At 42.7% G+C, this 12,675-nt stretch carries 11 protein-coding genes and 1 pseudogene; 3 read left to right on the forward strand and 9 right to left on the reverse strand.

Translation table 11 applies throughout. The features are described from left to right. Positions 1-13: 13 nt before the first annotated feature. Positions 14-178, reverse strand: coding sequence for a DUF1328 family protein (locus tag NFI80_RS23980; RefSeq protein WP_026628251.1), 165 nt, complete (start codon positions 176-178; stop codon positions 14-16). Positions 179-447: 269 nt separating this feature from the next. Here NFI80_RS23980 and NFI80_RS23985 point away from each other — a divergent pair, with 269 nt between their 5' ends. After that, entirely contained in the window at positions 448-2,307 is a 1,860-nt protein-coding gene (locus tag NFI80_RS23985) for a M1 family metallopeptidase (protein ID WP_235164076.1), read from the forward strand. A 72-nt stretch (positions 2,308-2,379) separates the two neighbouring features. On the opposite strand, the gene NFI80_RS23990 is transcribed toward NFI80_RS23985, so the two are convergent. The 3 genes from NFI80_RS23990 to NFI80_RS24000 all read right to left on the reverse strand — a co-directional run bounded on the left by NFI80_RS23990 (position 2,380) and on the right by NFI80_RS24000 (position 6,458). Further along, entirely contained in the window at positions 2,380-4,947 is a 2,568-nt protein-coding gene (locus NFI80_RS23990; RefSeq protein WP_235164077.1) for a DUF5686 and carboxypeptidase regulatory-like domain-containing protein, read from the reverse strand. Between the two features lie 104 nt (positions 4,948-5,051). Further along, positions 5,052-5,759 (reverse strand): DsbA family oxidoreductase, encoded by a 708-nt coding sequence (locus tag NFI80_RS23995; protein WP_235164078.1) that lies wholly within the window; start codon positions 5,757-5,759, stop codon positions 5,052-5,054. 66 nt (positions 5,760-5,825) lie between these two features. Further along, a complete protein-coding gene (locus NFI80_RS24000; protein WP_235159379.1) occupies positions 5,826-6,458 on the reverse strand; it encodes an NAD(P)H-dependent oxidoreductase in 633 nt (210 codons plus the stop codon). Between the two features lie 91 nt (positions 6,459-6,549). Between NFI80_RS24000 and NFI80_RS24005 the strand changes: the two genes are divergently transcribed. Next, positions 6,550-6,957, forward strand: coding sequence for a winged helix-turn-helix transcriptional regulator (locus NFI80_RS24005; RefSeq protein ID WP_235159380.1), 408 nt, complete (start codon positions 6,550-6,552; stop codon positions 6,955-6,957). Here NFI80_RS24005 and asnB read toward each other — a convergent pair. Both asnB and NFI80_RS24015 read right to left on the reverse strand, forming a co-directional pair. Continuing rightward, positions 6,920-8,824, reverse strand: coding sequence for an asparagine synthase (glutamine-hydrolyzing) (gene asnB / locus NFI80_RS24010; RefSeq protein WP_235159381.1), 1,905 nt, complete (start codon positions 8,822-8,824; stop codon positions 6,920-6,922). The genes NFI80_RS24005 and asnB overlap by 38 nt on opposite strands. Before the next feature lie 413 nt (positions 8,825-9,237). Next, positions 9,238-9,483: pseudogene (locus NFI80_RS24015) on the reverse strand (class II fructose-bisphosphate aldolase); the annotation flags it as partial. On the opposite strand from NFI80_RS24015, the gene NFI80_RS24020 reads away from it, so the two are divergent. Further along, positions 9,477-9,782: a winged helix-turn-helix transcriptional regulator gene (locus NFI80_RS24020; protein ID WP_235159382.1), complete on the forward strand. Its 306-nt coding sequence runs from the start codon at positions 9,477-9,479 to the stop codon at positions 9,780-9,782. The pseudogene NFI80_RS24015 and the gene NFI80_RS24020 overlap by 7 nt on opposite strands. Positions 9,783-9,819: 37 nt before the next feature. On the opposite strand, the gene NFI80_RS24025 is transcribed toward NFI80_RS24020, so the two are convergent. The 3 genes from NFI80_RS24025 to fbaA form a co-directional block, all read right to left on the reverse strand. Continuing rightward, positions 9,820-10,194 (reverse strand): hypothetical protein, encoded by a 375-nt coding sequence (locus NFI80_RS24025; RefSeq protein WP_235164079.1) that lies wholly within the window; start codon positions 10,192-10,194, stop codon positions 9,820-9,822. 17 nt (positions 10,195-10,211) lie between these two features. Then, positions 10,212-11,210 carry a DUF6973 domain-containing protein gene (locus NFI80_RS24030; RefSeq protein ID WP_235159384.1) on the reverse strand — a complete coding sequence of 333 codons (999 nt, stop codon included), beginning with the start codon at positions 11,208-11,210 and terminating at the stop codon, positions 10,212-10,214. A gap of 252 nt (positions 11,211-11,462) precedes the next feature. Next, positions 11,463-12,542, reverse strand: a complete 1,080-nt coding sequence (gene fbaA / locus NFI80_RS24035; RefSeq protein ID WP_235164080.1) for a class II fructose-bisphosphate aldolase — start codon at positions 12,540-12,542, stop codon at positions 11,463-11,465. Between the last annotated feature and the right edge of the window lie 133 nt (positions 12,543-12,675).

A 12,675-nucleotide genomic window follows, 5' to 3' on the forward strand; every position in this document is an offset into this window, starting at 1 on the left:
TGTTCCGTTCTCGTCAGGATCGCCCGACTCCACGGCTGATTAAGCTCAACACAAATAGTACAAGGAATACGAAGAAAAGAATTTTAGCGATTCCAGCTGCTCCGGCAGCAATTCCACCAAAGCCCAATACACCGGCGATAATGGCAACTATCAGAAAAATTACGGTCCATCTTAACATAATTGACAAATGGTTTTAGTTCATAATGAAATATGAAAACAGTTTTACCAATTATGTGCCAAAAGCTGCCGACGCCATAAAACATTCATCCGCATCGGAATTTTGGCGAAAATAGAAGAATTGTTATTGTTTTTATGGGGAGAATGATGCCCATTTTTACGATTTTTTCTTTGCTGCTTCCGAATATTCTAATGCCTCCCACGTTTTCAATCCTGATAAAACCGAACAAAACACTTATTTTGCATTATAACAAACCAAAAAGAGTACGAATGAAGTTTAATTTTATCGTGTTGGCGATGACTGCGATCAGCTTGCAGGTTTCAGCACAAAGTGATCGTTGGCAGCAGCGCGTGAAGTATCAGATGGAAGTTGATTTTGACGCCGCGAAGCATCAATATAAAGGAAAGCAAAAGCTGATTTACAGCAATAATTCCCCGGACACGCTGCACAAGGTCTTTTACCACTTGTACCTGAATGCATTCCAGCCAGGCAGCCAGATGGACGTTCGCTCCCGCACCATCAGCGACCCGGACCCACGTGTAAAAGACCGTATCTCCAAATTAACCCCTTCTGAAATTGGCTACGAAAAAGTGCTTTCGTTGAAGCATAATGGTAAGGCTGTAAAATATGAAGTGGTTGGGACGATCCTGGAAGTGACATTGAAAGAAAAGATCCTCCCTAAAACGCAGCATACATTTGAGATGGACTTCGAAGCACAAGTCCCGATTCAGATCCGCCGCACTGGCCGCGACAACGCGGAAGGCATCGATTATTCGATGGCGCAATGGTATCCCAAAATGAGTGAGTATGACTACGAAGGCTGGCATGCGAATCCTTATATAGCCAGGGAATTTTATGGCGTCTGGGGTGATTTTGATGTGAAACTGACCATTGATGCTTCTTATGTCGTGGCGGCGAGTGGTTACCTGCAAAATCCGGATAAAATTGGCCACGGCTACACGCAGAAAGAGGTGAAACACAAGCCCGGCGACAAATTAACCTGGCATTTCATCGCACCCGAAGTCCATGATTTCATGTGGGCAGCCGATCGTGATTACAAGCATGATGTCATCAAAGTGGATGATAATCTGGATATGCATTTCTTTTATCAAACAGATACATTAGCCAATGTCTGGAAAGAAATGGAACCGCTTGCTGTGCGTTGTTTCAAGATTATGAATGAGAAATTCGGACGCTATCCTTACAAGCAGTATTCGGTAATTCAGGGTGGTGATGGCGGAATGGAGTATGCCATGGCAACATTGATTACCGGGCGTCAGAATCTGGGCGGATTGGTAAGTGTAACGGTTCATGAATCCATTCACAGCTGGTTTCAGCAGATATTAGGCACAAACGAATCCAAATATGCGTGGATGGACGAAGGTTTTACCAGCTATGCGCAGAATATTGTCATGGCTGAATTGTTTCCTTCAAGACTGGATGCCCAGCGGGGAAGCACCGCGGGTTATCGCAATCTCGTGAAGTCAGGTCTGGAAGAACCATTGACCACACATGCCGATCATTTCAACACAAATCGCGCATATAGCACGGCCAGTTATGCCAAGGGCGCAGTTTTCCTTAATCAGCTTGGCTACATTATCGGCAGCCAGAAGTTGGAAAGCGGCATGAAACGCTATTATAACGAGTGGAAATTCAAGCATCCTAACCCCAATGATCTGAAACGGATCATGGAAAAGGAATCGGGTCTTGAACTGGATTGGTACTGGGAAGATTTTGTAGGAACAACCAAAACCATCGATTATGGCATTAAAGAGGTTGTATCCAATGCAGCTAAAACAACTGTTGTTTTGGAAAAAATAGGCCAGATGCCTATGCCATTGGATGTTGTGGTAAGTTATAAAGACGGAAGTCAGGAGAACTTCAACATTCCCCTGGAACTCATGCGCGGAGAAAAATCCGAAGCAATGTATTCCAAAACCACATTACTGAATGATTGGGGTTGGACTTATCCGGAATATTCATTTACGATCGACAGAAATCTTGCTGACATTGAAAGGATCGTCATAGATCCAAGTCAGCGAATGGCGGACATTAATCCGGATAATAACTCCTATCCGTCTATATCGAAAGAATTGCCGCGGTTCAAAGCTGATAAAGTCGTAAAGTGATAAAATTGAAGTGGTAAAAAGGGGCTTTCTCAACTGAGAAAGCCCTTTTTTTATGCACATAATTGAATGCCTTTATCGTCCAAACTTAATGGAAGTCCCCACGCGCCAACCCATTCCCTTGAAATGGCTGCCGTGGAACTGGGCGACGGCTTCCAGGCGAATAATGCGAAGGATGTCATCAATTCCATAAACCGCCTCGGTGTAATTGCGGATTGTTGGCACTCTCAGATAATGCAATTGCAGCGTTTCCGAGATGCCTGTGACACGAAGTGCTTCGATGCGAGTAAGTGCAAATCGCTGCGAAGTCCAGGTGGCATTCGCCTGAAAAAACCAGGATGACGTGCTGTAACGATAATATTGCAGCATCCGGAACTGGTCGGGCGGATAGGCATATTGGAAAAAGAACTCATTTCCCATGAAGTGACGGTAATCGGGGAAATACATTTGTTTTGTACTCAAAAAACCGCCGCCATTTACATAATATTCAAGATTACTCCGCGGTCCCAGGCTCAAATTCTGGCGAATGTTTCCCTGTAACATGGAGTAATCCACATCACCCACAAATCCAAGACCAGTTTTGTAATTAAGACTAAATGATGGTCCTTTGCTTCTTAAATATCGTTTTTCACCATTCCTGATCAGGTAACGCCGCCACGGACGCACGGTTGCGGTTAGGTCCAGAATGGTTGCATTGTGTATAGCGAAGCCGGTGTTTTGCAATTCCCTGTTTTCGGGGCGGTTGGGAGTGTAATAATATTGGCTCCAGAAGAAAATAGGACGTGCACTTTCCTGGTTGAAAAGCTCTTTTCTGTGCTCAAATTCTAATCCTGCATTCAGACTAAAAACATCAGCAATGTTGCGTAGTGAAAACTCGGCCCGGCCATATTGTTTTTGATACAGCTTCATAAAATTCCTGTCAAAAAACCTGGCCGCAATGCTGTTGGGAAGGGCAGGAATGGGGTTGTTATTGTTGATCTGACTGGCCATTTCTCCACCGGATAGCATCAGATTCCATTTGTCATTGCCAATGTTGGTTGTCAGGTTTCCATAAACCCTTTTGCGTCCGAAAGAATAGCGCACGAGCGGGCTAACACTGAAGCGGTATGACTTGCCCCATTTCTTTTCCCATTCAGTAAGAAAGTTGATAGCATTTCCTTCGACTGTGTTGTAACTGATGGACAGGATCGGGCTTTTGAAATAGAACGTTCGCCTGTTGCCCAGCGCATAAGTATTACCTGTAATCAAGTGCAGCGGCCTGAATGCCAGCGAGTCGGGCTTTCTTTTTTCGCGAATCGCATCTTTTACCACCTTAATGCTGTCTTGCAGCACATAACTGGTCACTTCCGATTTTGTCAGTGGGATAGGGCGGAGTGCTTGCCAATAAGTGGTGTCGCGTTTGTTAGCCATAGAGTCGATAATAATCGAATCCTGGCGCACCAGCCGATCGCTGCCGCCCTCCATTTTGCGTTCTTTTTTCTGCTCTTTCTCGTATTCCTTGGTGAGTTTTCGGAAATCCTTGGTCGAGAATTGCTTCTGTTCACGGATCAATTTTTCAAGATTTTCCTTCCGGTTTGCCTCCTTCACATCTTCCTTTTTGTGATCTGCAATGACAATGTCTTCTTTCAGGCCCGGATCGATATCCAGTTTCTGGTAAGTCAGGGAAACCAGATATTTGAATTCTCCTGCAAAGCCCAAATAACTTCCATTAATGCGAAACTGCTGATTCACAGGAATCCACACATTCTGAACCGGGCTGAAAATCTGTTTGGCAGAAATGTTCAGTCCGCTTGTAGTGGTTTGCAAATCATAGCTGTGAATGGCCCAGCGATCTTCCAAAATGAACAGGCTTCCCTTAAAAACACCTTCCCCATAAGCACGTGGAATCACTTTTATTTTGTTGACCAATTGGCCCTGATCTTCAAAATAACCTTCATATTCAAATCGATAATAGGCAAATGCCCTAGGAGAGAGCGGGGAGATGGTTCCGGCTATTTCCGGACTGTAAAGGCTTGCTAAAATATATTCGTTGGGAGAGGGAATGCTGTTATCCAGACTGTTTCGTGTCGAAATAATCTTTTGCGTATAACTAGCCGGCCGGCGGTATTTTATTTCAGCAACACTCTCATTAAGAATTGCTTTTCCTTCCTGAACGCCCTCTTTTTTTAATCTTTTTTCTACCAGATATGGAATTTTTGTGGGCAGTGCGGTGCTTCTGGAATAAACTTTTGCCGTATAGCCGCGTAGTTGTAGCTGATGAAAACGCGCCTTGGCGATAGCCCGCCGCATAATGCTATATGCAGGATCTTCCTTGCCCTTTCCGATAGTCGCTTCACGTAGGTTAAGCGCCTGTTCTTCGAGAACTACATTTAGTTCTGTAAAGTCGTTGCCGACTGTTACATTTTTTGAGACACTTTTGAATCCCAAAAACTGAAATATGATCTCGTAACTTCCTGGTAATAAGGTGAATTCGTATTCACCTTCTTCATTGGCCATGGTTCCGTTGCTCGTGCCTTTTACGGCAATGCCGGCATAGGAAAGTGCTTCTCCTTTTGCATTAGAGATGCGGCCTTTTATCCCGCCTGCGATTAACTGCGACTGTAAGCCAATACATAATATGATCAGGAGCAACGCAACACGCATAGAGGTAAATCGTCAGTTTTTGCAATAAGCACAAATTAGATCAAATTTCTGATTTGTGCCCTTGCTGAGCCTCCTCTATAACCGTACCACGCTGCCGTTACACCTTAATCACATTGACCATCGACCGTGCAGTTTGCGCCGTCGGCCAGGGAAACCAATGGTTCCGGGTTTGTTTTCTCCCATTCGGAAAATGATTTTTCCAAAGCGCGTAAGAATGTTTCCGGCTGCTGCGCACCAGAAACAGCGTATTTTCTGTCCAAAACAAAGAAAGGGACGCCGCGTGCGCCAACTTGCTGTGCTTCGTAAACATCTTTTCGAACCTCATCACTGAATTTTGACCCGTCCAGGACAGATTTCAATTCTTCCGTATCAAGTCCAATTTGAGTTCCCAAATCAAGCAATGTTGCATGATCTGCGGTGTTCTTGCCATCCGTAAAATAAGCTTTAAATAACTGCTCTTCTGCGTCGTCGCCCTTGCCTTTTGTTTTTGCATACTGGACAAAACGATGCGCATCGAAGGAATTTGCAACCACAGCTTTGTCCATATTGTACTCCAATCCCACCTCAGCGGCAATCGAACTCACATGGTCATTCATCTGCGCCGCATAATCCGGCGTCCAGCCTTTCACCTCCGCCAGATAATCGTTGATGCTTTTTCCCGGCTCCGTTTTCATAGCCGGATTGAGCTGAAAACTTTTCCATTCAACCTGGATCTTATCCTTTTGAGGGAATTGTTCAAGTGCTTTTTCAAATTTCCTTTTGCCGATATAACAAAAAGGGCACATTACGTCACTCCATATTTCAACTTTCATAATTTCAGTGGGTTAGTGTTCAAATGTTAATCTTTTTACGCAGGGTTGGTGCTGAGAAGAGGCCTATCAAAGCGATATAAAAAGCTCTTCATGCGATCTTCTTACCTTTTTTGCGTTGGACAAAGCGTCGTTTTCGCTATCTCGGTAACCCAACGTCATAATGACAACACTTTTCAATCCTTTTTCGGTCAGACCAAGAATCTCATCCAGTTTAGCATTGTTAAAACCTTCCATAGGAGTCGCGTCCACGTGTTCCGTTGCTGCCGCAACCAATGCATGTCCAAGCGCAATGTAGGCCTGACGTGCCGCCCAGTTGAAATTAACTTCCTCAGAGCGACTCAGTATGCCACCGGTGACACTTTCTTGAAATTTTGAAAGCGACTCAACTGAAATGCCTCGGGTCGTAGCGATCAGGTTCATGTAATCGGTGATTTGCTGTGCCGTGATTTTCTCCCACGCAGCAAAAACCAGCAAGTGTGAGGCCTCCGGAATCTGCTGCTGAGGAGCAGCTTCCTTGAAAATCCTATCTTTCGTATCCTGATCGCTGATCACAACAATGTTATAAGGTTGCAGTCCCACCGAGGATGGTGATAACTTAATGACTTCCAGGATTGTATCCAGTTTTTCTTGCGGAATTGTCTGGCCGTTCATTCTTTTTGCAGCATATCTCCAATTCAGATCTTCTATCAGGTTATTCATTTTCTTTTGTTTAAATTTGATATGCAAACTTAAATAAATAAGCTATACATTTGTAAGTACTATACCAAAGTATAGCTAAATTAGTTCAGTCATGGAAACATCAGAAATAGAGACTACAACGAAAAAGACAGCTCATACGCACGAAGAATGCACGAAAAGCATCCTGCCCGTGCGCGACGCCCTGGAAGTGTTAAGTGGAAAATGGAAGTTGCAGATCATCATTTCTCTGCTCTTCGGCAACAAACGCTTTTCCCAAATCGCCAAAGAGATCCCCGGGATCACGGATAAAATGTTATCAAAGGAATTACGTGATCTGGAAGCTAACTGCCTGGTAAAAAGGACAGTTTATGATTCAATCCCTGTGGTTGTGGAATATACATTAACTGAGTATGGGCATACGTTGAAGCCTGTAATTGAGGTGTTAAGAAAGTGGGGAATGGCACATAGGGAGCGGATTATGGTCAATCCATCCACTTCTCATACCACATCTGAAACATAAGCAAATACCATATTTTGTGTGCATACTCCTTTTTTCCGGAGAAAAATCCTTCTCTTAGTTTTTGTACAGCAGGAAGACGAAAAATTCCCTGACTGGCTATATTATCGTCACTTAAATAATATAGTACTTGGTTTTTTAAGTCGGTCGACAGCCAATTTGCAGTAGGTATTTGGAATCCCATTTTAGGGCGGTCCATTAGTTCTTTCGGAATATGTTTGTAAACGATTTCCTTTAAAATGTATTTTTTTACTCCATTACTATACTTATAGTTATCGGGCAATTGAGCAGCCCACTCAATGATACGATGATCAATAAACGGTTCCCTGCTTTCAAGACTAAATGCCATAGACGCCCTATCTACTTTTTGTAAAACATCATCCAACAAAAAAGTCTGATAGTCTACGGCCATCATATAAGCCAGTGGAGAATAAAAATTTTTGGAAAGCCCCTCACTGGTGTAATAGGTTTCAAGCGCATTCACATTTTTATTCAGTAATGCACTGATTTGTTCCTCATCAAATTGCCGGCTAATGCTGAGCATCATATTTTTGGCAGATGGGTCTTTCAGCAGGGACTTGAATTTTTCGTACCTGTCATGAAAATTGTACTTATTTTTCATTAAAGGGATGTAGTCTGCAGAAATCAAATTCATGATATCGGAAACACCCTTTCTGGCGAAACCTGGAATTCGATTAAGTGCATTGCCATATTTCATAATATACTCATACCGCGTGTAACCGGCAAAAACCTCATCTCCGCCATCCGCACTTAAAGCCACTGTCACCTGATCGGACGTCATTTTGCATAAAAACATGGTTGGAATGGCGCTTTGATCGCCAAACGGCTCATCATAGTAATAAGGTAATTCTGAAATTAGTTCTAGGGCTTCTTTTTGCGTGCAGCTATATTCATGATGCTCTGTACCAAGGTGATCGGCCACACTTTTTGCATATTCCGACTCGTTCAGGCCAATATCCGGAACGCCTATGGTAAACGTTTTGAGTCTCTCATTGCGATCCTTCTGTAAGATAGCCGTGAGACAAGCACTATCATATCCGCCGCTAAGAAATACACCGACAGGAACGTCAGACACCATCCTGTATTCAAATGCGGATTTTAAGATTTTCTCTGTTTCTGTCTTTGCTTCTTCAAATGAAATATCCAGTTTCGGTTTATTATAAGCGCTATAAACTTCCCAGTATTTGAAAATATCGAGCGCTCTGGAATCAATGTCCAGTTTAAGATAATGTCCCGGCCGTAACTTATAGGCGTAGTTAAAAATACAATGAGGTGTTGGCACATGGCCATGCTGCATGAATGCGGCAACTGCATCAAAGTTAATTTCCTTTTTAAACTGTGGGTGCTTATGAAAGGCCTTTAATTCGGAAGCAAACAAAAACAGGCCGTCGTGCCAATAGTAGAAGAAAGGTTTAATTCCCGCCCTGTCTCTAACGCAGTGTATTGTACGAGCTTTTGCATCGTAAACTACGAAAGCGAACATTCCAATAAACTTGTCTACACATGAAATTCCCCATTGCTGGAATGCGTGTAAAATAACCTCGGTATCGGAATGGCCTGTAAAATGATGCCCAAGTAAGAGCAGCTCTTTTTTAATATTTTGATAATTATAAATTTCGCCATTAAATACAATCCAAAGGTCGCCAAATTGCATTGGTTGTATTCCGGAATCTGATAAATCAATGATAGCCAGCCGCTGGTGGCCTATTCCTATTTGTACACCAGCAGAATCGAATATTTGATGCCCGGATGCGTCGGGTCCTCGATGATGTAGTTCTTTGGTTATTTTTATTAGAATTTCTTGTGATGATCCTTGTTTGTAGTCTATAAATCCTGCAATACCGCACATACTGTCCGACTGAAATTAAGAAATTATTAATGATACATGTTTAACGGAGGGTTTACCCATTTCAAATTATGCGTTCAGCATGACGGAATGGCAAAAGCTCTCTGTCCTGTTTATATGATTGCGTTGAGCTGGATGCAGAAGGTTCCATTCCTGGGACACGATTCTGGGAATTTGGTTGCAATCTAGCAGATGCGATGTGAACTTTGTATAAAAGCGACATTTATTTAACCTTTTAATAATACTATTTATTAAAAGGTAAGTCCTGGAATAGGAACGGAGCTTTGCGAGCAACAGTGAGTGCCTTATTCAACTTTAATGTTTTAAATAGAACAGGCCGCAATAACGATTTTAGTGAACACAAAAAAAGCAACCCTCACAGGTTGCTTTTCAATTCCATCAAAACTCAGCTAAAATTACCCTAGCTGGTTAATGCAATTCAAATCTTCAAACGCCACTTTCAGACGTTGGATCATGCTTTCTTCGCCTTTGCGAAGCCATACGCGGGGGTCGTAGTATTTTTTGTTTGGCGAATCGGGGCGATTTGGGTTACCCAATTGCGTTTGCAGGAAGCCTTCGTTTTCTTTGTAATATTTCAGAAGACCTTCCCAGGTTGACCATTGCATATCAGTGTCAATGTTCATTTTGATAGCGCTTGCCCGTCCGCGACGCCTTGGAAGTGTTAAGTGGCAAATGGAAGTTGCAGATCATCATTTCCCTGCTCTTCGGCAACAAACGCTTTTCCCAAATCGCCAAAGAGATCCCCGGGATTACCGATAAAATGTTATCAAAGGAATTACGTGACCTGGAAGCTAACTGCCTGGTAAAAAGGACAGTTTATGATTCAATCCCGGTGGTTGTGGAATATACATTAACCGAGTACGGGCATACGTTGAAGCCGGTAATTGAAGTGCTGCGAACTTGGGGATTGGCGCATCGGAATCGCATTATGAGTTTGTAAAAGTTTAGCCTGATAGCAAACCTATCAGGCTAAAAAATCATTTCACCTCATCTATTCTGTTTTTATAAATATTAAACTTAGCAGGAATTGGCCCTTGATAGGACCAATTAGTGAAATATCCTGTGTTCAAATATATTGAATCTGTATCATTCAAAGACGCCGTCAACATAAAGCCGCCTTCTGGAACTTTTAATTCTCTCATTATATTGAAGATAATCTTTTCTGTCTTTCCTTGTTGAACATTTTTAAACGTCCAAACTTTCGCTCCGTTTGCTCCGTCAATCTTAATTTCAGCGATTGTTGAATCAGTTTTGTTTGTGAACAACATTTCTACATCATATTTTTCTTTATAGAACTTATCATTGCATGACGAAATCAAAGAAAATAGGAAGAGTGTTGATGCATAAGCCATGAATGCTCTCATTGTATTCATAATAGCTTTACCAGAATATTTAGTGGCGATCCATTGTTAATTTCAGCAGAGCTCGCGACAATACGAGCACTCAATGAATTTATATAACCGAATATCTCTTCATCTGTTTTCGTAACTTTCACATTGTAGTCAAAAATATTTTTCTTGTACTTTTGAGCAATCTGAGTGAAGTATTGTAGACCGACAAGATTATTAAAAAGATCCATGTCTTTGCTTAACTGTTGATTTTGCGGTGTGTCACATTCGTGTGCATTTGTAAGTCCAAGCACCACTGCCATTGCCTCGTTAACGGAGCCATACCTATAAGCCGCATACTTACCTAAGTACACATTCCAGACCGCATGTCTATTCGCGTCGGATCTATCGTTTGTGCCGTAACCAGCTTTAGCATATGCCAAATCCATAGCCTTCTTCATTCCATCCTTGTCTAACCTTAAATGCCCAGCATAGTACCATTCCTCACACGAATTTGATTGGTATGCAATTCTAAGATTAGGCATAGTTCCACCACTTCGAGAAGCAGCCACAGAGATCGCAACTTCATAGCCCATTAATTTCTCATCATATTGAAAGACTACGTCTTGATTCTCAATGATTTGTTCGGTTGATAATTTTGGAAAATAAGGTTTGTATTCTTCCGGAGTTGCGTTATCGAAATCGGGATAATTTTTTCGCACGCCTTCAACAATTTCGTCGAATGTATTTCCCTTGACGGTTCGTAAGTTAGCAGCACTAATCAGATTTTCATTCAGGGCGATGTGCTCCAAATCACCTGGACTGAACTCCAAAAGGGCTTCCGGATATGCAACGTGCATTTGTGCACTCAAATTCTTGTATGTCACTTCTTTCATTTCTGCTTGCTTTTCAGGCCCAATTTCTTGTTGAACGCGACTGTCATGTTCGCATCCTGTAAATAGCATTGTTGCTGCTAACAACATCATAAATGAATTGATGAAAGATAAAAAGCAAGCTGCTTTGGGTAATGTAAATTTCATAGATACGAAAGGTTTAATGTCAAAAGGTTTTACGAGTCAGCCTGACAGGATAGTCTTAAACTCTTTCGCAATCTATGTGAGATAAATGTGGCGCCTTGTAGAAGGATTAAGCGCAATTATTCGCCGGTGAAAATGGTTGATCTGCCGGTCGGAATGACTTGTTATTCGGAATTGTGTGGGAAATGGTCGCGCGCAACACAAAAAAAGCAACCCTCACAGGTTGCTTTCAATACCAACAAAACTCAGCTAAAATTACCCCAGCTGATTAATGCAATTCAAATCTTCAAACGCTACTTTCAGACGTTGGATCATGCTTTCTTCGCCTTTGCGAAGCCATACGCGGGGGTCGTAGTATTTTTTGTTTGGCGAATCGGGGCCATTTGGGTTACCCAATTGCGTTTGCAGGAAGCCTTCGTTTTCTTTGTAATATTTCAGAAGACCTTCCCAGGTTGACCATTGCATATCAGTGTCAATGTTCATTTTGATCGCACCATATTCGATGGCTTCGCGGATTTCTTCGCGTGAAGAACCTGATCCTCCGTGGAATACGAAGTTAACAGGCAACTCAGCCGTGCCGAATTTCTCCTGGATGAATTGCTGAGAGTTGCGAAGGATTTTCGGCTCCAATTTCACGTTTCCTGGCTTGTAAACGCCATGAACATTTCCAAATGCCGCTGCAATAGTGAAATTTGGAGAGATTTTGGAAAGCTCTTCATAAGCATAAGCCACTTCTTCAGGCTGCGTATACAATTTCGAGCTGTCAACGTCGCTATTATCAACGCCGTCTTCTTCGCCACCTGTTACACCCAGTTCAATTTCAAGTGTCATGCCGATTTTGGCCATGCGCTCGAAGTATTTTGCTGAAATTTCAATGTTCTCTTCAATCGGTTCTTCCGAAAGGTCCAGCATGTGTGAGCTGTACAATGGAATGCCGTGTTGGTCAAAATGACGTTCGCCTGCATCCAGAAGACCGTCGATCCATGGAAGCAATTTCTTGGCGCAGTGGTCGGTGTGCAAAATTACGGGAATGCCGTAAAGTGCTGCCATCTGGTGCACGTGCATTGCACCGGAAATTCCACCTGCGATCGCAGCCTGCTGATTGGTGTTGGAAAGACTTTTTCCAGCATAAAATATTGCACCGCCATTTGAAAATTGAATGATAACGGGGCTGTTAACCGCTTTGGCAGTTTCCAGAACTGCATTTACTGAGTTGGTTCCTACCACGTTAACCGCCGGGAGGGCATAGTTATTTTGGTTGGCGTGGCGGAAAATTTCGCTAACTCCGTCACCGGTTACAACACCGGGCGCAAAGCGTTTTGTGGTTTCGCTCATAGTAATAAAGAATATTTTTTCAAGAATAAATTTTACAATTCAGATATAAAAAATGAACTGCGCGGGAATCCCTGCAAGTTAGGTATTTTACAGAAATTGGAGGAAATATGCGCCGTATATTATGCTTTGTGAC

Source organism: Dyadobacter chenhuakuii (assembly GCF_023821985.2).
Taxonomy (GTDB): domain Bacteria; phylum Bacteroidota; class Bacteroidia; order Cytophagales; family Spirosomataceae; genus Dyadobacter; species Dyadobacter chenhuakuii.